16 protein-coding genes and 3 pseudogenes are annotated in these 19,053 nt (G+C 66.0%); 5 read left to right on the top strand and 14 right to left on the bottom strand.

Going from position 1 to position 19,053, the window contains the following annotated elements:
- Positions 1-37 precede the first annotated feature (37 nt).
- Positions 38-787, bottom strand: a complete 750-nt coding sequence (locus AWC24_RS14790; RefSeq protein ID WP_085086153.1) for a TetR/AcrR family transcriptional regulator — start codon at positions 785-787, stop codon at positions 38-40.
- 106 nt (positions 788-893) lie between these two features.
- On the opposite strand from AWC24_RS14790, the gene AWC24_RS14785 reads away from it, so the two are divergent.
- On the top strand, positions 894-2,078 hold the full coding sequence (locus AWC24_RS14785) for an NAD(P)/FAD-dependent oxidoreductase (RefSeq protein WP_085086152.1): 1,185 nt from the start codon (positions 894-896) through the stop codon (positions 2,076-2,078).
- A 103-nt stretch (positions 2,079-2,181) separates the two neighbouring features.
- Here AWC24_RS14785 and AWC24_RS14780 read toward each other — a convergent pair whose 3' ends face one another.
- The gene (locus AWC24_RS14780; protein ID WP_085086151.1) at positions 2,182-3,018 is read right to left on the bottom strand and encodes an alpha/beta hydrolase; all 837 of its coding nucleotides are present in this window, start codon (positions 3,016-3,018) and stop codon (positions 2,182-2,184) included.
- Positions 3,015-4,379: a cytochrome P450 gene (locus AWC24_RS14775; protein ID WP_085086150.1), complete on the bottom strand. Its 1,365-nt coding sequence runs from the start codon at positions 4,377-4,379 to the stop codon at positions 3,015-3,017. The genes AWC24_RS14780 and AWC24_RS14775 overlap by 4 nt, the downstream gene beginning before the upstream one ends.
- 143 nt (positions 4,380-4,522) lie before the next feature.
- Here AWC24_RS14775 and AWC24_RS14770 point away from each other — a divergent pair, with 143 nt between their 5' ends.
- On the top strand, positions 4,523-5,614 hold the full coding sequence (locus AWC24_RS14770) for a helix-turn-helix transcriptional regulator (RefSeq protein ID WP_085086149.1): 1,092 nt from the start codon (positions 4,523-4,525) through the stop codon (positions 5,612-5,614).
- Between the two features lie 2 nt (positions 5,615-5,616).
- Here AWC24_RS14770 and AWC24_RS14765 read toward each other — a convergent pair whose 3' ends face one another.
- Positions 5,617-6,330 carry a LysR family substrate-binding domain-containing protein gene (locus AWC24_RS14765; RefSeq protein ID WP_085086148.1) on the bottom strand — a complete coding sequence of 238 codons (714 nt, stop codon included), beginning with the start codon at positions 6,328-6,330 and terminating at the stop codon, positions 5,617-5,619.
- Between the two features lie 29 nt (positions 6,331-6,359).
- Between AWC24_RS14765 and AWC24_RS14760 the strand changes: the two genes are divergently transcribed.
- Positions 6,360-6,752 carry a DUF5997 family protein gene (locus tag AWC24_RS14760; RefSeq protein WP_085086147.1) on the top strand — a complete coding sequence of 131 codons (393 nt, stop codon included), beginning with the start codon at positions 6,360-6,362 and terminating at the stop codon, positions 6,750-6,752.
- A 4-nt stretch (positions 6,753-6,756) separates the two neighbouring features.
- On the opposite strand, the pseudogene nrdE reads toward AWC24_RS14760, so the two are convergent.
- From nrdE to AWC24_RS14730, 8 genes and pseudogenes are all read right to left on the bottom strand, one after another.
- Positions 6,757-8,373 (bottom strand): annotated as a pseudogene (gene nrdE / locus AWC24_RS23445) (class 1b ribonucleoside-diphosphate reductase subunit alpha); the annotation flags it as partial.
- A 252-nt stretch (positions 8,374-8,625) separates the two neighbouring features.
- A pseudogene (locus tag AWC24_RS23440) lies at positions 8,626-9,585 on the bottom strand (LAGLIDADG family homing endonuclease); the annotation flags it as partial.
- Between the two features lie 6 nt (positions 9,586-9,591).
- A pseudogene (locus AWC24_RS23435) lies at positions 9,592-10,155 on the bottom strand (ribonucleotide reductase N-terminal alpha domain-containing protein); the annotation flags it as partial.
- A complete protein-coding gene (gene nrdI, locus AWC24_RS14750; protein ID WP_085086145.1) occupies positions 10,122-10,589 on the bottom strand; it encodes a class Ib ribonucleoside-diphosphate reductase assembly flavoprotein NrdI in 468 nt (155 codons plus the stop codon). The gene nrdI and the pseudogene AWC24_RS23435, both read right to left, overlap by 34 nt.
- A 55-nt stretch (positions 10,590-10,644) precedes the next feature.
- Complete coding sequence (locus AWC24_RS14745) at positions 10,645-10,884, bottom strand: redoxin NrdH (RefSeq protein ID WP_085086144.1); 240 nt, start codon at positions 10,882-10,884, stop codon at positions 10,645-10,647.
- A gap of 399 nt (positions 10,885-11,283) precedes the next feature.
- A complete protein-coding gene (locus tag AWC24_RS14740; protein WP_085086142.1) occupies positions 11,284-11,832 on the bottom strand; it encodes an NAD(P)H-dependent oxidoreductase in 549 nt (182 codons plus the stop codon).
- Positions 11,829-12,701, bottom strand: coding sequence for an SDR family oxidoreductase (locus tag AWC24_RS14735; RefSeq protein ID WP_085086140.1), 873 nt, complete (start codon positions 12,699-12,701; stop codon positions 11,829-11,831). Before AWC24_RS14735 ends, AWC24_RS14740 begins: the two co-directional genes overlap by 4 nt.
- Positions 12,702-12,747: 46 nt before the next feature.
- On the bottom strand, positions 12,748-13,404 hold the full coding sequence (locus tag AWC24_RS14730) for a TetR/AcrR family transcriptional regulator (RefSeq protein ID WP_085086138.1): 657 nt from the start codon (positions 13,402-13,404) through the stop codon (positions 12,748-12,750).
- A 141-nt stretch (positions 13,405-13,545) separates the two neighbouring features.
- Between AWC24_RS14730 and AWC24_RS14725 the strand changes: the two genes are divergently transcribed.
- Positions 13,546-15,021, top strand: coding sequence for a cytochrome P450 (locus AWC24_RS14725; RefSeq protein ID WP_085086136.1), 1,476 nt, complete (start codon positions 13,546-13,548; stop codon positions 15,019-15,021).
- A 144-nt stretch (positions 15,022-15,165) separates the two neighbouring features.
- Positions 15,166-16,644 (top strand): cytochrome P450, encoded by a 1,479-nt coding sequence (locus AWC24_RS14720; protein WP_085086134.1) that lies wholly within the window; start codon positions 15,166-15,168, stop codon positions 16,642-16,644.
- Here the strand turns inward: AWC24_RS14720 and AWC24_RS14715 are convergent.
- Positions 16,641-17,111: a 2-isopropylmalate synthase gene (locus AWC24_RS14715; protein ID WP_085086132.1), complete on the bottom strand. Its 471-nt coding sequence runs from the start codon at positions 17,109-17,111 to the stop codon at positions 16,641-16,643. The genes AWC24_RS14720 and AWC24_RS14715 overlap by 4 nt on opposite strands.
- Positions 17,112-17,282: 171 nt before the next feature.
- On the bottom strand, positions 17,283-19,019 hold the full coding sequence (gene poxB / locus AWC24_RS14710; protein WP_085086130.1) for a ubiquinone-dependent pyruvate dehydrogenase: 1,737 nt from the start codon (positions 19,017-19,019) through the stop codon (positions 17,283-17,285).
- Positions 19,020-19,053 lie beyond the last annotated feature (34 nt).

The raw sequence follows: 19,053 nt of genomic DNA, 5'->3' as shown, positions 1-19,053 counted from the left end.
TGTCAACGCGCTCCTGCGGCCGGCGCGGATTCGAGAATCAGGCGACGGGCTGGCGCTGAACGGCCTCATGAATCGGTTGATCGGGGTCCATCACGATTCCGAGGCTGTTGGCGGTGCCGTCGACGACGCTGATCATGATTGTCGTCAGGTAACCCACGAAGGTGTCGCGCGGCATTCGCCGCGGGCTGTCCAGCTCCGGACCGAGCCACCAGTCGGTGGCCGAGGTCGCCGTACCGAAGGCCGCGAACGCCGCCAGCTCGAGCGTCTCGCCGTTGAGGTCGAGCTCTCGCAGTTCATTGCTGAACATCTCGGCCATTGCCAGGGTGATCGTCCGGCCTTCGTTGAGCGTCCGCATCGTCGGCACGGACTGCGCGCGCACCCGGCCCTGAATGAAGAACCGCAACACATTGGGGTGTGCGTCGACCAGGGCCACGTACTCTTCGACACTGCGCTGGACGATCTCGCGCAGCGAGTTGGTGGCGACGTCGATGGAGGCGAAGATCGCCGTCCACAGGTCGTCGCGCAGCCGGGTTCCGACCGCCTCGAACAGGTCGTCCTTGTCCGTGAAGTGCCGGTAGATCTTGGGCTTGGCGGTGCCGGCCTCCTCCGCGATCTGCCGCACGCTCAGATCGGGTCCGAGCCGGTCGATCGCCCGGAAGGCCGCCTCGACGATCTCGCCGCGGACCTTCTTGCGGTGTTCGCGCCACCGCTCGCTGCGCGCGTCGACCTTCTGCTCACCGTTGTCGGCCGACTTGGCCTTACTCGTTCCGCGCACGTCAAGCACCATACCGCCTAGCCCTGGCTGACCTGGGGAGACCGCGCGGTGACCTGGTCCGTTAGCATCGATAGACGGTTCCGCGGCGCCTCGAGGCGCATATTTGAGACGAGAAGTAGTGACCCAACGATTCGACCTGGCCATCGTCGGCGGCGGCCCGGCAGGATCAGCGGCCGCCTGGCAGGCCCGTCAGGCCGGCGCGAGCGTCGTCGTCCTGGACAAGGCCGACTTCCCGCGCGACAAGCCCTGCGGTGACGGGCTGACCGCCCGCGCGGTCAGTTATCTGCAGAAGATGGGACTGGCCGAACAGGTTGCCAAGTTTCACCAGGTCAACCGGGTGAAGGTGTTCAGTCCCAGCGAGTGGGAACTGTCGTTTCCGCGCCGTCCCGGAATGCCCGACCACGGGTACGTCGCGCGCCGGCCCGAGCTGGACACCCTGCTGCTCAAACATGCCGAGTCCGCCGGCGCCCAGGTCCGGCAATCGGCCGAGGCCACCGCGCCGATACTCGACGATTCCGGCCGGGTCACCGGGGTCTTGCTGAAGAGCGGCGAGAAGGTGCTGGCCGACGCGGTGATCGCCGCCGACGGCGCTTACTCGCCGATCAAGCGCGCGCTGAAACTGGACTCGGACTACACCGGCTACTCCGCGATCGCGATCCGTGCCGAGATGCCGGCGGTACGTCCCGACGTCGACTCGCTCGACATCTACCTGAAGCTGGTGTTCGAGGGTGACCAGCTGCCCGGCTACGGCTGGGTGTTCCCGCTGGGCGACGGGCGGGTCAACATCGGCCTGGGCTACGTCAACAGTTACAAGAACTGGCAGGCCATCAACGCCACGCGCTTCCTCGGCGAATTCCTGGAAACCCTCCCGCGGGAGTGGGAGCTGCCGTCGATCACCGAGCTGAAACAGTCCAAGACGGTGCGGGCCTGGCGGCTGCCGATGGGCTTCACCGCGTGGCCGCCGTGGCGTCCCGGTGTGTTGTTCGTCGGCGACTCGCTGGGTGCGGGCCGGCCGACCTCCGGCGCCGGTATCTCCAAGGCGCTGGAATCGGGGCTGACTGCCGGTGAGTGCGCCGTCGCGGCGTTGACCAACGGCGGGCCCGACGACTTCACCAATTACGCCCAGCGGATGGAAGCGGCCTGGGGCCGGGAATACCGGCGCGGCCGGTTCTTTCACCGGCTGGCCGGCGTGCCGAGGCTGGCCGGCGCCGGCCTCAAGCTGCTCGACAACGCGCGCTTCCGCGAGATGATGCTCAAATACCTCTACGCCAAATCCGAAGGACGCCCCGACCACAGCTACTGACATCGCAGCCCGCATCGCCACGCGGTCGCCGAGACTGAATCTCACGACGCGACACACGCCGGTGCAGCGTCGCACACTTTCCCAATCGACGCGGCTCGGCCGGCTACAGGCCGCGGGCGCCCAGCCAGGCGTAGATGCGTTCTGCTACCGCTTCCCAACCGGGTTCGAGCATCATGTTGTGGCCCATGCCGGGCACGATCTCGGCGATGGTGCCATAGGCGCGCGCCAATGCGTGCTGCTCGGAGACCGCCAAGGCGCCGTCGTGCTCTGCACCCACGACCAGCAGCGGCGTGGTTATCCGCTGAGGTCTGACAGCATTCAACATCAGCACATCGAGCAATACTCGCTGGCTTTCCTCCTGCAGCAGCGCTTTGTAGCGCACGACGTCGGCGTCGGGAGTCGTCGCCGAGTAGAGCAGTTCCCGGACCCGTTCCGGCGTGTTGAACAACTGCAGCGATCTGCCCGTGAAATGAAAACCCATCATCAGCCAGGGGTGCCGGAAGTTCAGTCGCCGCGAAAGGCCGACAGCGCCGCGCGCCGATATGGACGCCAGCAGCACCCCCGCGGGGGCCGGCGACGACTCCAAATATTTCTGCACCACATAGCCGCCCATCGAGTGGCCGATCAGCACCGGCGGAGTAGGCAGAGCATGCGCCACCGAACGGACGTCGTCGACATAGTCCGCGCCCGAACAACCACGCAGCCGCTGCTGCAGCGAGCTCTTGCCATGGCCTCGCAGGCTGACCGCTAGTGCTCGATATCCCCTGCCGGCGAAGAAGTTCAGATAGTGTTCGGCCCAACACCACGCGCCATGCCAGGCGCCGTGCACGAACAGCAGCGGGGCTTGGTGGGCGGGGGTGCTGGCACCCACGTCGATGACTTCAAGCCGGTCGGCTTCGCACCGCTGGACTGAATTCTGCGGTCCGGGCTGCGCCGTCACAGCAGTGCGCCTTCCCGCGCCTTGATGCGCGCATAGATCGGCGCGGCGGCGACCGTGGTGAACGGTACCGCTAGCGGGAATTCATCGCTCAGCGAGCTGATTTCGCAGTGCCGCACGCAGGTGGCCAGCGCCAGGGTCGCTTCCAGCATGGCGAAGTGATCACCGATGCACTTGCGCGGTCCACCGCCGAACGGCAGATACTGCCATCGGTTGCGACCAGCGGAATTCTCCGGGCTGAAGCGGTCGGGGTCGAACTCGTCGGGCCGCTCCCACAGCGCCGGATCGCGGTGCAACGCGTAGACGCCGACCTCCACGATGGACCCGGCCGGCACCCGGTAGCCGTCGACGGCGATGTCGCGCACCACTGTTCGGCCGTTTAGCGCTCCCGGCGGACATAATCGCAGCGCCTCGTGCAGTACCTGGACGGTGTAGGACAGTCCGGCCACATCGTCAGGGGTCAGCTCCGCAGTCGGGACCGCCGCGACCTCGGCGGCGATCCGGCGCTGGATATCGGGGTGGTTGCCCAGCGCCCACAATGCGTAGGCCAGTACCGTCGCGGTGGTGTCGTGGCCTGCAAGCATGAACACGATCAGCTCGTCGCAGATCTCGCGGTCGGTCAACCCCCGGCCGGTTTCGGGATCGGTGGCGCCCATCAATCCGCGCACCAGCGGCGCGTCACGAGTCGGGTCGGATCGGCAGGTTTGCAGGATGTCGTCGGCGTAGCGATGCAACGTCGCGCTGGCGGCCCGCGCCCGGTACCGCGCCGGGGTCGGCAGCCAGCGCGGGGCACGCACCGGAGCGAACACCCGATCGGTGACATAAGCCAGCGCAACGCGCATCGTCTCGGCCACGGAATCGACGTGGTCGTCGAAGTCGACGCCCAGCACCGACCGCCCCAGTGCCCGCATCGTCAGCCTGCGGCATTCGGCATCCAGATCGACCGTCATGCCGTCGCGCCACCCGGTGGCCACCATCTCGGCAGCCTGCGCCATGCGTCCACCAAAGCCGCGGACGTGCTGCTTGGTGAACAACGGTTGCAGCATGCGCCGCCGGGGCAGCCAGGGCTCATTTCGGAGATCGAACAGGTTGGGGCCGAGCAGATACCGGACCTCATCGTGCGTCGGGGCGCGGTCGACGTCCCCGCTGCTGAGCACGTCGTGCGCGCCCTGCGGCGAGGTCACCACCACGATCGGGGGCGTCAGCCACGTCGGCGCCAGTACCACGCGGGTCACCGGCCCGCCGGCATCTCGCAGCTTCTCAATCCCGGTATGCATCTGCCGAACCTCGCGCAATCGCTGCCAGTACGGTAGCGGGTTCTTCGGCGCTAACGGCAGGGCGCGAACGTCGACGGTCTCGGTCATGGCGTGAGCCAATCAGGCCCGCAGCGCCGCCGCCTCATCCGAATGGTTGAGATTTTCCCAGGAAATCGGAGGGATCACCGCCCCGTCGAGGGAGCAGAATCTCCGTTATCCGGGCGACATGCCCCTTGAACGAGAGACCGGCGATGTCGACGACGATGGCCATTGACGACTTCTCGCGATTAGTTGCGGCCGTCTACCGCGCGGTGATGTCACCCGCAGACTGGACTGCGGTCCTGTGCGAACTGCAGCGGACACTCGACGCCCAGTGCGCATTAGTGCGCGTGGATGAGTCGGGCCGAACGATTCAGAATGCGAGCCTGGCAGCTGAAGCGCGCGCCGACTACGAACAGCACTACCGCCGGATCGACTACGTGCTTGCCGCCGTGGAACAGAGCCCGGTCGGGGTGTTGCGCAGTGGACGTTCACTGATCGCGTTGCAGGCCAAATCGGAGTTTCACGTCGACTGGCTGCGCCCGCTGGAGATGACCGACGGCTTGTTGGTGCGACTAACCGGTGGCCCCGCACCGCAGGCGTTCCTCGCCGCCGGGCCACGCTCGCCCGAGCCCTTCGTCCCGCTGATCAGTGCTCTGGTGCCGCATCTGCAGCAGGCGCTGCGCTGCCAAGCGCGTCTGGCAGCGGCAGATCGCCGTGCCGTGGACCTTGCCAACGTCACTGAGGCGCTGCGCCAGGCCGTCATCGTGGTCACCACCGACTCCCGAATCGTCTACGCCAACGCTGCCGCCGAGGACATGCTGCGGTCAGGCGGCGGACTCCGAATGCGCGGCGGGCGACTCGAAGCGGTAGCCGCCAGCGCTGACAACGCACTCCAACGCGGCATTCACGACGCCCTGGCGGCAGGAGACAGCACACCGTCTGGAAGCTCAGTGTTGTGCACCCGACCCGCAAACCAGCGTCCCTACATCATCGAGGTGTTGCCCGCCGAATCGGCCGCCGGCGGCTCCGCCAGGCGCGCTATGGTCATGGTCTTCGATCCAGAGCATGAATCCGACACCACCCCAGCGCTATTGCGCCGCCACTACGGCCTGACGGCCGGTGAGACCGAGGTCGCCGTCATGGTGCTGAGCGGCAGCGGCGTCAAAGACATCGCCGAACGCATGTCGCTGTCGCAGGCCACCGTCAAGACGCATCTGCAGCACGTCTTCGACAAGACGGGAACCCACCGCCAGGCCGATCTCATCCGGTTGCTGCTCAGCCTGCGCTCGCCCCGCCGGTGAACTCAGCGTCGACCGCGCTGGCCCGATCCTGGCTTCCTTGCGACCTTGCCCGCCGCGGCCCGGGCGGCCTGCTTGGCGAGGGTCTTCTCCCGCGCGGTGCGTTTCGGTGCCGGCTGAGACTGCCCACGCGACGACCCGGGTTTGCGGCCGCGCACGATGCCGACGAACTCGTCGACCAGTTCGGATTGCGTCCCTTCCGGGAAGGCGAGCGCCACGGCGCAGGTAGGCGCGTCGATGATCGGTCGGTAGGTCAGGTCCTTGCGGTGATACAGCCGCGCCAGCGACTGCGGAACGATCAGAGCGCCCATCCCGGCGGCCACGAGTTCTATTGCGTCCTGGGTGGTGTCGGGCCGGTGGTCGATCGGGTCACCGGGCGGGTCCGCCCAGCCGACGACGTCGTCGAGCGGGAGCAGGATCGGCTCGCCGCTGAGCTCCGCGGCGGTGATCTCGTCGGCGGCGCACACCAGGTGTTCCGTCGGCACCACGGCCACCGTCGTCTCGTCATAGAGCGGGATGACAGCCAACCCGGAGGTGTCGGCCGGCGGCCGCAGCAACGCCACGTCGACGGTGCCGGCCCGCACCGCTGCGACCGCCTCTGCCGCAACCACGCTGTGCAGCCGCAGCGGAACGTCCGGGTGGCGCTGCGCCCAGATCCGAGCCCACTTCGCCGGCGTCGCGCCCGGGACGTACCCGAGGGTCAGGGAAGGCCGGCTCACCGCATCAGGCTACCGATAAGGTCATGGGAATGAGCAGGCCGAACTCGCAGTCCATGAAGCCCGCCACCGCGGCAAAGAAGCTGGACGTCTACCTGCCCGCCACGCCGGCGGAGTTCCAGCAGAACCCGATCACCCGCACCGAACTCGCCGCGCTGCAGGCGGACCCGCCGCCGTGGCTCAAGGACCTGCGTAAGAACGGGCCGCACCCGAAGAACCTGGTGGCGGCCAAGCTGGGCGTCTCGATCGCCGCTCTCGCCCGCAACGGAGTCGAGAGTGCGCTCACCACCGAGCAGATCAATCAGCTGCTCGAGGAGAAACCGGACTGGCTGGCCACCGAACGCGAGGGCTACCAGGAGGTGCTGCGCGAGCAGCGACGCCTCAAATCGCTGCAGGCCGAACAGGCCCGCGAGAAGCGACCCTGAGCTGTCACAACATGCAGCTGACGCAGCCCTCCACCTCGGTGCCCTCCAGCGCCATCTGCCGTAGCCGGATGTAGTACAGCGTCTTGATTCCCTTGCGCCAGGCGTAGATCTGCGCGCGGTTCACATCGCGGGTGGTGGCGGTGTCCTTGAAGAACAGCGTCAGGCTCAGCCCCTGGTCCACGTGCTGGGTGGCCGCGGCGTAGGTGTCGATGATCTTCTCGTAGCCGATCTCGTAGGCGTCGGAGTAGTACTCCAGGTTGTCGTTGGTCATAAACGGCGCCGGGTAGTAGACCCGGCCGATCTTGCCTTCCTTGCGGATCTCGATCTTGGAGACGATCGGGTGGATCGACGACGTCGAGTGGTTGATGTAGGAGATCGACCCGGTCGGCGGAACCGCCTGCAGGTTCTGGTTGTAGATCCCGTGGGCCTGCACCGATTCCTTTAGCCGCTGCCAATCGCTTTGCTCGGGGATCCGGATACCGGCGTCAGCGAAGAGTTGGCGCACCTTGACCGTCTTGGGTTCCCACACCTGGTCGATGTATTTGTCAAAGAACTCCCCGGTGGCGTACTTGGACTTCTCGAAGCCCACGAACGACTTACCCCGTTCCAGGGCAAGGCGATTCGATGCCCGCAGCGCGTGATACAGCACGGTGTAGAAGTAGATGTTGGTGAAGTCGATGCCCTCTTCGGAGCCGTAGTGGACGTGCTCCCGGGCCAGGTAGCCGTGCAGGTTCATCTGGCCCAGGCCGATGGCGTGCGACTCGTTGTTGCCGTGCTCGATCGAGGGCACCGACCAGATGTGGGTCTGGTCCGACACCGCGGTCAGCGCCCGGATGGCGACCTCGATGGTCTGGCCGAAGTCCGGCGAGTCCATCGCCTTGGCGATGTTGAGCGAGCCCAGGTTGCAGGAGATGTCCTTGCCCACCTTCGCGTAGCTCAAGTCGTCGTTGTACTCCGACGCGGTGGAGACCTGCAGGATCTCCGAGCACAGGTTCGAGTGGGTGATCTTGCCCTCGATGGGATTGGCCCGGTTGACGGTGTCTTCGAACATCACGTACGGGTAACCGGACTCGAACTGCAGCTCGGCCACGGTCTGGAAGAACTCACGTGCCTTGATCTTGGTCTTGCGGATGGCCGAGTTGTCGACCATCTCGTAGTACTTCTCGCTGACCGAGATGTCGGCGAACGGCACGCCGTAGACCCGCTCGACGTCGTAGGGCGAGAACAGGTACATGTCCTCGTTCTTCTTGGCCAGCTCGAAGGTGATGTCGGGGATCACCACGCCCAGGCTCAGCGTCTTGATCCGGATCTTCTCGTCGGCGTTCTCCCGCTTGGTGTCCAGGAACCGGTAGATGTCGGGATGGTGGGCGTGCAGGTAGACCGCCCCGGCACCCTGGCGGGCGCCGAGCTGGTTGGCGTAGGAGAACGAGTCCTCCAGCAGCTTCATGATCGGGATGACCCCGGAAGACTGGTTCTCGATGTTCTTGATCGGCGCGCCGTGCTCGCGAATGTTGGTCAGCAGCAACGCCACTCCCCCGCCGCGCTTGGACAGCTGCAGGGCGGAGTTGATCGAGCGGCCGATCGACTCCATGTTGTCCTCGATGCGCAGCAGGAAGCAATTGTGCACGACAGTGCCGCGAATCGTGTAGGTGTGCGTGCCCTCGACGTGGAGGTTGTACACAGTGTCGGGAACATCTGCGGTGCGCTCGACAGCGCGTACGCCATACACATGACGGCCGTGCACGACCTGATACGTCGAACGATTTGTGCCCTTACGTCCTACGTAGTTGTGCAGATTCTTGCCGACATCAAAGATGAAGTCTTCGTTGATGCCGGGTAGCCCGGGAACGAAGACGTGACCGGTGGGATTACCCGCCTGGTTGATGTAGCGGCGAACCACCGACATGATGCCCAGCCGACGCAGGATTAGCTGCACCTGGTCGACCAGCTCCGGGTTGACGAGGTCGAGAACCATTCCGCCGGAAGTACTGCAACCGTCGCCGCGGAAGAGCCCGGCGAGCAGACCACGCTGAAAATCTTCATCTGCGGACAGAACATCGTGTGTCAGCCGCTTGTTTCCGTATCCCGTTCCGGCCATCGACAGCAGTAGTGAGGCCACGACTTTGCTATTGCAGGCCATCTTGATGGAGTGATCGGATTCGTTGGTGTTCGAAGTCAAGTCGACCCCGAACACCTGCTTGAATGCCATGTTCAACTGGCCCTGGTAGTCGACCTCGCGCGCACCCAGCGTGAAGTGGACACCGTTGGGTCGCAGGCCAGCCACTCCAGACCTCTTGGAGACATGCCCTTCGGCGACGTACCAACCGAGGATCAGCCCCAATTCGTAGGACTCTTCGACATATCGATTGACCGCAATAAAGTTTTGACTGTGCCGCTGCCTATTTCGATGCTTGGCATCGGTATTGACCTTACGAATCAGTCCATCGACCTCTTCGTATACACCGTCGCCAACGTGGTCCATGAGGTCGAACACGCGGCGTTCGCGCTCCTCTAGCGGAGCAGCGGTCACGATGAAGTCAGACGGCTGCACGTCCTGGGCAGCCAGCCATACAAAGCCGTTGAAGGGGTCGGCACCGTCGCCGTCGATCAGCGAGTCGACTGCGCGTGTGGTCCAGACCAGGATTGGATGCTCGGGCGTGCAACGGATTGAATCCTTGTGCCCGAAGTGCGAAATCGACACCAGCGGTTGGTCGTTTGGATTCGTAACCAGGGCCTCCACCTCGCGGTAGGAGCCGTCGTGCGACAAGACCCGATCACCGGGCCCCAAATCCTCGATAGCTCGAGGTCCGTCGATCGTGTCAACCTCTGTGCCGGCGGGAAAACAGCTGACCGCCTCGCCGCGCTGCTTCTTACCGGCGTTCAGAAACGTCGGGGTGGCGGGCTGAAAACGGCCGTCGATGATCTCGTCGACGAGCTGCTCGGCCAGCTTGGTGTCGCCGGAGGCCAGGGTCAGCGCCACCATGCACACCCGGTCCTCGAACCGTTCCAGGTAGCGCTTGCCGTCGAAGGTCTTCAGCGTGTAGGAGGTGTAGTACTTGAACGCGCCGAGGAACGTCGGGAACCGGAACTTCTTGGCGTAGGCGCGATCCAGCAGCGACTTGACGAAGTTGCGCGAGTACTGGTCGAGCACCTCGCGCTCGTAGTACTCCTTCTGGATCAGGTAGTCGAGCTTCTCGTCCTGATTGTGGAAGAACACCGTGTTCTGGTTGACGTGCTCCAGGAAGTACTGACGGGCCGCCAGCACATCCTTGTCGAACTGGATCTTCCCGTCGCTGTCGTACAGGTTGAGCATCGCGTTGAGCGCGTGGAAGTCCAGCTCGCCCACCGGTGCGCTGCGGGTGGTTGGGGTTACCTGCTCTGCAGTTGCAGCGGTAGGTGGCATGCCTCGTCCTTCCAGAAATCGGTCAAGCCGGCGCGGACGGCTTGCACGTCCTCGTCGGTTCCCATCAATTCGAATCGGTACAGGTACGGCACCCCGCACTTGCTGGCGACCACGTCGCCCGCGTAGCAGAACTCCGCACCGAAGTTGGTGTTGCCGGCGGCGATCACGCCACGCAGCAAGCTCCGGTTGTGTTCGTTGTTCAAAAAGGCGATGACCTGCTTGGGCACGTAGCCGCCTGCGGCGTCATCGGTGATGTTCGGTGTGCCGCGGCCGCCGCCGTAGGTCGGCAGCACCAGCACGTAGGGGTGGTCGACCTCGATGCGTCCGTGCAGCGGAATCCGGATGGCCGGCAGTTGCAGCTTCTGCACGAAGCGGTGGGTGTTCTCCGACACCGAGGAGAAATACACCAGGCTGCATTCAACATCCGCCGACACGGCGACCCCCTTCAGCTCTCAGTCAGACTCCACCCGTACCCGACGAGGCGGCCGATTATGCGCTGAGCGCGGTCTGTGCCAGCGCCTTGATGCGGTCCGGCCGGAAACCCGACCAGTGGTCGTTGCCGGCGACGACGACCGGGGCCTGCAGGTAACCCAGCGCCATCACGTAGTCCCGCGCATCGGAGTCGAGGGTGATGTCCACGATCTCGTAGGCGATGCCCTGGTTGTCCAGCGCCTTGTAGGTGGCGTTGCACTGCACGCATGCGGGCTTGGTGTAGACGGTGATGCTCATGGCGCCAGACTCCTCAGCGAATCGTCGACAACGAACAGGGAACGAATCAGGTAGTGCTTTCAGCGGACCTTCAAGGCCGTGGATCTCCGGCTTCCGCCGCAGCTCCGGGCACTGATTCGATGCCGTTCGCCGCAGTCCGGTCAGCCGGATCATCCGGGGCCTGTCGGTGCTTGAAACACTACACCTAGTGGGTGACCTTGAGAAGCCATACAAGATGTTCCGAACAACATTCTTGAAATTCGCTGGTTGTAAGCCTGCGGCCGTTACCGCGTCGGCGTGTCGCACGTCACAAAAATGCCCGAAGTGGCCCATGACGACAGGTCTACCACCGGCCACCGACGACCACGGCGGGTCACCCGGCCGGCGCCGGGCTCCCAGCAAAGACTTCGCGGGCGGCGCTCAGCGCGCCTCGACCGCCAGTTTGGCGATGACAGCCCGTACGTCGGACACCAACTGCGCGTGATCGCGGGGATGCTTTCCTCCCAGCGTGCCGATCGGCACTGAGAGCTTGATCTCCTCGACCACTCGCGGCCCGGCGAGACCGAAGGACTTGCGGGTCTCGTCGTGGGCCCACACGCCGCCGTACCGGCCCAGCGCCGCCCCGATCACCGCCAGCGGCTTGCCCTTCAGCGCACCGTCGCCGAACGGGCGCGACAGCCAGTCGATGGCGTTCTTGAGCACACCGGGGATGGTGCCGTTGTACTCCGGGGTGACCACCAGGGCCGCGTCGGCGCCGGCGGCCACCGCGCGCAGGGCAGTCACCGCCGGCGGCACGGTCGCGGGCGTGTCGAGATCCTCGTTGTAGAACGGCAGCTCGCCGAGCCCCTCCCTGATCGTCACGCTGACACCGACTGGAGCGGCCTCGACCGCCAACTGCGCGATCTGGCGGTTGACCGACGCCGTGCGCAGGCTGCCGACCAACGCCAATACCGTGATCTCGCGGCTCACCTCGTCACGGATTTTTGCGAGGGCAGCAGGGCCCGGCTGAACACGCGGTTGGCCTGGCGCATCGCAGCGCTGTAGGGCAGCCAGGCCAGTCGCTTGAACGCGTACAGCGCCCGGATGTCACCGGAGGTGTAGACCAGGTAGCGGTTGCGGGCCACCCCGGCCAGAATCTTCTCGGCCGCCTTCTCCGGCGACACGGCGTGGCCGGCGAAACGGCCCACCCACTTCTCCACCTGCGGGTCCTCGCGGTCGACGCCGGCGATCTCGACGGTGTTGACCAGCCCGGTCTTGACCGCGCCGGGCACCACCACCGACACCCCGATGCGGTGCCGGGCCAGGTCGAAGCGCAGCACCTCCGACACCCCGCGCAGCCCGTACTTGCTGGCGCTGTAGGCGGCATGCCAGGGCAAGGCGACCAACCCGGCGGCCGAGGATACGTTGACCAGGTGCCCGCCGCGACCGGCGGCGACCATCGGCGGCAGGAACGTCTCGATGACGTGGATGGGGCCCATCAGGTTGATGTCGACCATCTTGCGCCACTGCTGATGGGTCAACCGGTCGACGGTCCCCCACGCCGACACGCCCGCGATGTTCATCACGACGTCCATCGGCTCGTGCCGGGCATGGATGTCAGCGGCGAACGCGGCGACGTCGTCGTAGTCGGCGATGTCGATCACCCGGTGTTCGGGGACCTGTGCTCCCAGCGCGCGCGCATCGGCGACGGTTTCGGCCAGTCCGTCGGCGTTGCGGTCGGTCAGATACAGCTCGGCGCCCGCCTCGGCGAGCCGTAACGCGGTGGCCCGGCCGATGCCGCTCGCCGCTCCGGTGATGAAGCACCGCTTGCCCCGGTAGTAGTGCGCTACGCGTGTCATGGCAGCAGACCCTACCGCCCGGGTTACCGCACCGGCGGCGGATGATTCAACCCCGCGCCGCGTCCCCGCCCCACAGCGCGGTGAGCCACAGCGCCTCGAGCACCCGCACCCCGCGTCCCACGTCACCATCGGCTCCCAGAAACGCGGTGTCCCCGGACAGCATGTAGCCGGTGGTGGCGGCCAGCGTCCGCACGAGTGCGGGGATGTCGTCACTGATCGGATTCGCGGTGCCCGCGGCGATCTCGTCGTTGACCACGCCGACGATCTGGTTGATCACCGCGTCGATCTGGGCGTCGAGCAGTTCCCGGATCTCGGCGTCGCTGTTGCGCGCCATGTTGCACGCCGACATCACCGGATCGTTGTGGGCATAGACGGCCGCCGCACTGCCCACCATGCGTTCTGCGAAGGCCGCCGGCGATTCGTCGGCGCCGCGCGCCGCGAAATAGTGGGTCAGTTCTTCGAGCTCCTGGCTCGCCTCGGCGAGGATGTGCGCCAGCACGGCGTACTTGGAGTCGAAGTAGAAATAGAAGCCCGACCGCGCCACCCCGGCCCGGTCGCTGATGGTGCTGACCGACAACTCCGCGAACGGCTTTTCCTCCAGCAATTCTCGCACTGCCTGCACAATCGCCTGGCGTTGCTTGTCCCCGCGCCGCAGCGGCAGATCGTCGGGAGTCGAGCCGGCCGAGTCGTGCTGGGTACTCACCCTTGCACCTTGCACCACGCCGCGCCGTATTCAAACTTGACACCCGTCAATTTTGATCTGAAGATGTGGATGGGTGACGGTCGCCACAGACCGTCATAGGCGCTGCGCACCTGACGTCCACGAACGAGAGGTAGTCATCCGATGACGACCATGACCACCCCGCAGTATCTTCTCGACCAGGCCCGGCGCCGGTTCACCCCGACGCTGAACACCATCCCCGGGATGGGCGCCATCGAGAAGCGACTGCTCGACGTGGACTGGAAGCAGAAGACGCTGGCCGAGCCCCCGGCCGGTAGCGAGCTCAAGCCGATCGTCGGCGACTCCGGGCTGCCGGTGTTGGGCCACATCGTCGAGATGTTCCGGGGCGGCCCGGACTATGCGATGCACATCTACCGCAAGCACGGTCCGGTGTACTTCGCCGAATCGCCGATCCTGTCCTCGGTGGTCGCGCTGGGCCCCGACGCCACCGAGACGGTCTTCGCCAACCGCAAGAAGGACTACTCCACTACCGGATGGATCCCGGTCATCGGCCCGTTCTTCAACCGCGGGCTGATGCTGCTGGACTTCGAGGAGCACTTGGCGCACAAGCGGATCATGCAGGGCGCGTTCACCCGCCCGCGGCTGGCCAGCTACGTCGAGGACATGGACCGGGTGGCCACCGAGCTGGTGGCGAAGTGGCCCACCGACAACCCCCGATTCCTGTTCTACCCGGCGGTCAAGGAACTGACCCTGGATGTGGCCTCGGTGGTGTTCATGGGCATGGACCTGCGTGACGACCACAAGACGGTGGCGAAGGTCAACCACGCGTTCGAGCAGACCACCCGGGCCGGCGGTGCGATCATCCGCACGCCCGTGCCACCGTTCAAGTGGTGGCGCGGCATTCAGGGCCGCAAGGTGCTCGAGGACTACTTCACCCAGCGGGTGCGCGAGCGCCGCAACGTCGAGGGCACCGACATGCTCACGGTGCTGTGCCATACCGCCGACGAGGACGGCAACACCTTCAGCGACGCCGACATCGTCAACCACATGATCTTTTTGATGATGGCCGCCCACGACACCACGACCTCGACCCTGACCACCATGGTCTACCACCTGGCGGCCCATCCGGAATGGCAGGAGCGGGCGCGCGAGGAGTCGGCACGGCTCGGCGACAGCCCGCTGGACATCGAGGCGCTGGAGAAGCTGGAGACCCTCGATCTGGTGATGGACGAGTCGCTGCGGCTGGTCACTCCGTTGCCGTTCAACATGCGCCAGGCCGTGCGCGACACCGAACTGCTCGGGCACTACGTTCCGGCCGGCACCAACGTGACGCTGTGGCCGGGGATGAACCACTGGCTGCCCGAGCTGTACACCAACCCGCGCCAGTTCGACCCCGAACGGTTCCTGGAGCCGCGTTCGGAGCACAAGAAGCACCGCTATGCGTTCGCGCCGTTCGGCGGCGGGGCGCACAAGTGCATCGGGATGGTCTACGGACGGCTGGAGGTCAAGACCGTCCTGCACCGGTTGCTGCGCCGCTACCGGCTGGAGCTGTCGCGGCCCGACTACCGACCGAAGTGGGACTACGCAGGTATGCCGCTGCCGATGGACGGCATGCCGATCGTGTTGCGCCCGATCTGATCCACGCACCGCTCTCGGTGCGCACCGCGGCGCCCCGCACCACGCCGCAGTGGACGCAAACTTGACAGGCGTCAAACTTGATCCAAGTATTAGGTGTCAAGTGACGTGCATCACCGTCTGCCCCGGCCTGTCAAAGGAGCGTCCGTGTCCACGATCAGCACCCCGCACTACCTGATCGACCAGGCTAAACGCCGGTTGACCCCGTCGTTCAACAACTTTCCGGGGCTGGCGGCGCTGGAGAAGCGCCTGCTGACCATGGAGTTCCCGGAGAAGAAGCTCGCCGAGCCGCCCCCGGGCAGCGGACTCAAGCCGGTCCTGGGCGACGCCGGGCTCCCGATCCTCGGGCACATGATCGAGATGCTGCGCGGCGGACCCGATTACCTGATGCGCATGTACCACACCCACGGGCCGCTGCTCTTCGGTGATTCCCCGGTCCTTCCCGCGGTCGCGGCGCTGGGCCCCGATGCGACGCAGGTCATCTACGCCAACCGGGACAAGGACTACTCGCAGCGAGGCTGGATCCCGGTGATCGGGCCGTTCTTCAAACGCGGCTTGATGCTGCTGGACTTCGAGGAACACATGTTCCACCGCAGGATCATGCAGGAGGCGTTCGTACGGCCCCGCCTGGTCGGCTACGTCGAGCAGATCGACCGGGTCGCCTCCCAGGTGATCGCCGACGACTGGGTGACCAACGATGCGCGCTTCCTGCTCTACCCCGCGATGAAGGAACTCACCCTCGACATCGCCGCGCTGGTGTTCATGGGACACGAACCCGGCACCGATCGTGAACTGGTCACCAAGGTCAACAAGGCGTTCACCACGACGACCCGCGCCGGCAACGCAGTGATCCGCACCAGCGTGCCACCCTTTACCTGGTGGCGCGGCCTCAAGGCGCGTGAGCTGCTGGAGAACTACTTCACCGCCCGGGTCCGCGAGCACCGCGGCAAGGACGGTAATGATCTCCTCACCGCGCTGTGCTACGCCGAGGACGAGGACGGCAACCGGTTCACCGACGCCGACATCGTCAACCACATGATCTTTCTGATGATGGCCGCCCACGACACCTCGACGTCGACGGCCACATCGATGGTCTACAACCTGGCGGGCAATCCGGAATGGCAGCAACGCTGCCGCGACGAATCGGATCGGTTGGGCGACGGGCCGCTCGACATCGAATCGCTGGAGAAGCTGGAATCGCTCGACTTGGTGATGGACGAATCGATCCGACTGGTGACGCCGGTGCAGTGGGCGATGCGCCAGACGGTCCGCGACACCGACCTGCTGGGCTACTACATCCCCAAGGGCACCAATGTCATCGCCTACCCCGGGGTGAATCACCGTCTTCCCGAATTATGGACGGACCCGATGAAATTCGACCCGGATCGGTTCACCGAACCGCGTAATGAGCACAAGCAGCACCGGTATGCGTTCAATCCGTTCGGCGGCGGCGCGCACAAGTGCATCGGTATGACGTTCGGCCGCCTCGAGGTCAAGGCGATCCTGCACCGGTTGCTACGCCGGTATCGGTTGGAGTTGCCGCACCCCGGCTACCAGACGCGCTGGGACTACGGCGGCATGCCGATCCCGATGGACGGGATGCCGATCGTGTTGCGACCGCTCTAGCCCGCTGCTGTCAGCAGCCGGTTGGCACAGGTGGTCACCGCCTGCACCGCCGACCGTCCGGCGTCGACGGAAAAGCCCACCGCCCACGCCGTGGTGCGGCCGTTGGAGCCGTGGATGAACGTAGCGGTCTCGTCGCCGCACCGAAGCTGGTGGAAACCCAGGATTTCCAGGGTGATTCCGCAGTCGTGAAGCATCGTGGTGAGCGCGGCCAACGGCCCGTTCGCCGCGGCGGTGCAGGTGCCCGTGCGCTCGCCGACCGCGATCGTCGCCTGATACCGCCGGCCCTGCGGTCCCAGTCGTGCCGCGGGGCGGTCGGGGTCCAGGCAACGCCACCGGCCGACCCGCAGCGGCCCGGCGGCACGCCCGTAGGTGGCCACGAAGCGGTCCCAGCTCAACCGGGCGGCCACGTCACGCAGCTCACGCGGTAGCCGGGTGTCGAATCGGTCTTGAAACGAGGTGCTGGTCATGTCTCGGTCTCTTCTGCTCGAGGGGAGCGACCGACGGGTAGTAGCTTCCGACCCACAGCGGGGGTCGGTCTGGATCAGACCCCGCTGCGGGTACCGGCTACTACAAGCAGATGACGCATGATCCGGCCAGGCTAATCCCGCTCGCGCCGGCGTGCAACCCGATTATCCGGGTCAATCCAGAATGCGCCGGGCCACATTGGTGGTCACCAGATCGAGCAGTTCGTCGGCGCGGCCGGCCAGGATGGTCCTGATCGCGTAGAGCGAGAACCCCTTGGCCTGCTCGGCGGTGATCGCCGGCGGGATCGACAGTACTTGACGGGCCGTGACGACGTCGACCACGGCCGGACCGTCATGGTCGAACGCCTCGGTCAGGGCCGACTCCAGATCACCGGGCCGCTCCACCCGCCGGCCGAACATGCCCAGCGCGGCGGCGACCGCGCCGAAGTCCGGATTCTGCAACTCGGTCCCGAAGTTGACGATCCCGGCGGCCTTCATCTCCAGCTCTACGAAGTTCAGCGACGAATTGTTGAACACGATCACCTTGACCGGCAGCCGATTCTGCGTCAGCGTCAACAGCTCGCCGAACAGCATCGCCAGCCCGCCGTCACCGGCGAAGGCGACGACCTGGCGCTTCCGATCGACGGTCTGGGCGCCGATCGCGTGCGGCAGCGCGCACGCCATGGTGCCGTGGTTGAACGACCCGATCAGCCTTCGCCGCCCGTTCATCGTCACGTAGCGCGCCGCCCACACCACCGGGGAGCCGACGTCGACGGTGAACACGGCGTCGTCGGCGGCCAACCGGTTCGCCACCGCCGCAACGTACTCGGGGCGGATCGGAGTACGGTCGCGATCATTGGAGGCCAGCGAGTCCAGCCGCTTGCGGGTCTTGCGGTAGTGCTTCAGCGACCGCTCCAGATGGGTTCGGTCGTCCTTGGCCGTTAGCCTCGGGCGCAACGCGGCCACGGTGTCGGCCACCGTGCCCACGAGTCCGAGATCGATCGGGGTGCGCCGGCCCAGGTTTCGGCCCCGGATGTCGACCTGGATGATCTGCGCGCCCTCGGGATAGAACTGCTGATAGGGGAAATCGGTACCGAGCATCAGCAGCACATCGGCCTCGGCGATCGCCTTGTAACCGGAGGCGAAGCCCAGCAGCCCCGTCATACCGACATCGTGGGGGTTGTCGTACTCGATGTATTCCTTGCCGCGCAAGGCATGCACGACCGGAGCGGCCAGCGTGTCCGCCAGTTCGATGACCTGGTCGTGGGCGCCGGCCACCCCGGCGCCGGCCAGAATGGTGACCCGGGAGGCGCCGTTGAGAATCCCCGCCGCCGCGGCCAGACCGGGCTCGTCAGGTCGGCACACCACCCCGGCGGCGGTCACCGGTCGCGACCCCCAGTCGGTGGCGTCGACGCGGTCGGACAAGATCTCGCCCGGCACGACGACGACGGCGACGCCGTTCTCCTCGACCGCGGTGCGCATCGCCATCTCCAGGATGCGGGGCGCCTGTTCGGGCGTGCTGACCAGTTCGCAGTAGACACTGCACTCACGAAACAGGTTCTGCGGGTGGGTTTCCTGGAAGTAATCGGAGCCGATCTCGGCCAGCGGGATGTGGGCGGCGATCGCCAGCACCGGCACCCGGCTGCGGTGCGCGTCGAACAGGCCGTTGATCAGGTGCAGGTTGCCGGGTCCGCAACTGCCGGCGCACACCGCCAGGCGGCCGGTCATGGCGGCGTCGGCAGCGGCGGCGAAGGCCGCGGTCTCCTCATGGCGCACCTGTTCCCAGCCGAAGTCACCGGCCCGGCGGATCGCGTCGGTGAAGCCGTTGAGGCTGTCCCCCGGGATGCCGTAGACGCGGTAGACGCCACTGCGTTTCAGGGTGGCGATGAGGTGGTCGGCGACGGTGGCCATTTCGCGGTCCCCTTCCCGGCGCGAGCGTGCGCAA

It is taken from the genome of Mycolicibacter senuensis, assembly GCF_002101885.1.
GTDB classification, from domain to species: Bacteria; Actinomycetota; Actinomycetes; order Mycobacteriales; family Mycobacteriaceae; genus Mycobacterium; species Mycobacterium senuense.
This window is presented reverse-complemented; position numbering and strand designations above follow the sequence as displayed.

What these genes read in the sequence shown, in the direction of transcription:
- AWC24_RS14725 (WP_085086136.1), top strand. Translation starts at nt 13,546, where the DNA reads ATGACGACCATGACCACCCCGCAGTATCTTCTCGACCAGGCCCGGCGC.
- AWC24_RS14770 (WP_085086149.1), top strand. Translation starts at nt 4,523, where the DNA reads ATGTCGACGACGATGGCCATTGACGACTTCTCGCGATTAGTTGCGGCC.
- AWC24_RS14745 (WP_085086144.1), bottom strand. Translation starts at nt 10,884, where the DNA reads ATGAGCATCACCGTCTACACCAAGCCCGCATGCGTGCAGTGCAACGCC.
- poxB (WP_085086130.1), bottom strand. Translation starts at nt 19,019, where the DNA reads ATGGCCACCGTCGCCGACCACCTCATCGCCACCCTGAAACGCAGTGGC.
- AWC24_RS14760 (WP_085086147.1), top strand. Translation starts at nt 6,360, where the DNA reads ATGAGCAGGCCGAACTCGCAGTCCATGAAGCCCGCCACCGCGGCAAAG.
- AWC24_RS14715 (WP_085086132.1), bottom strand. Translation starts at nt 17,111, where the DNA reads ATGACCAGCACCTCGTTTCAAGACCGATTCGACACCCGGCTACCGCGT.
- AWC24_RS14790 (WP_085086153.1), bottom strand. Translation starts at nt 787, where the DNA reads ATGGTGCTTGACGTGCGCGGAACGAGTAAGGCCAAGTCGGCCGACAAC.
- AWC24_RS14775 (WP_085086150.1), bottom strand. Translation starts at nt 4,379, where the DNA reads ATGACCGAGACCGTCGACGTTCGCGCCCTGCCGTTAGCGCCGAAGAAC.
- AWC24_RS14735 (WP_085086140.1), bottom strand. Translation starts at nt 12,701, where the DNA reads ATGACACGCGTAGCGCACTACTACCGGGGCAAGCGGTGCTTCATCACC.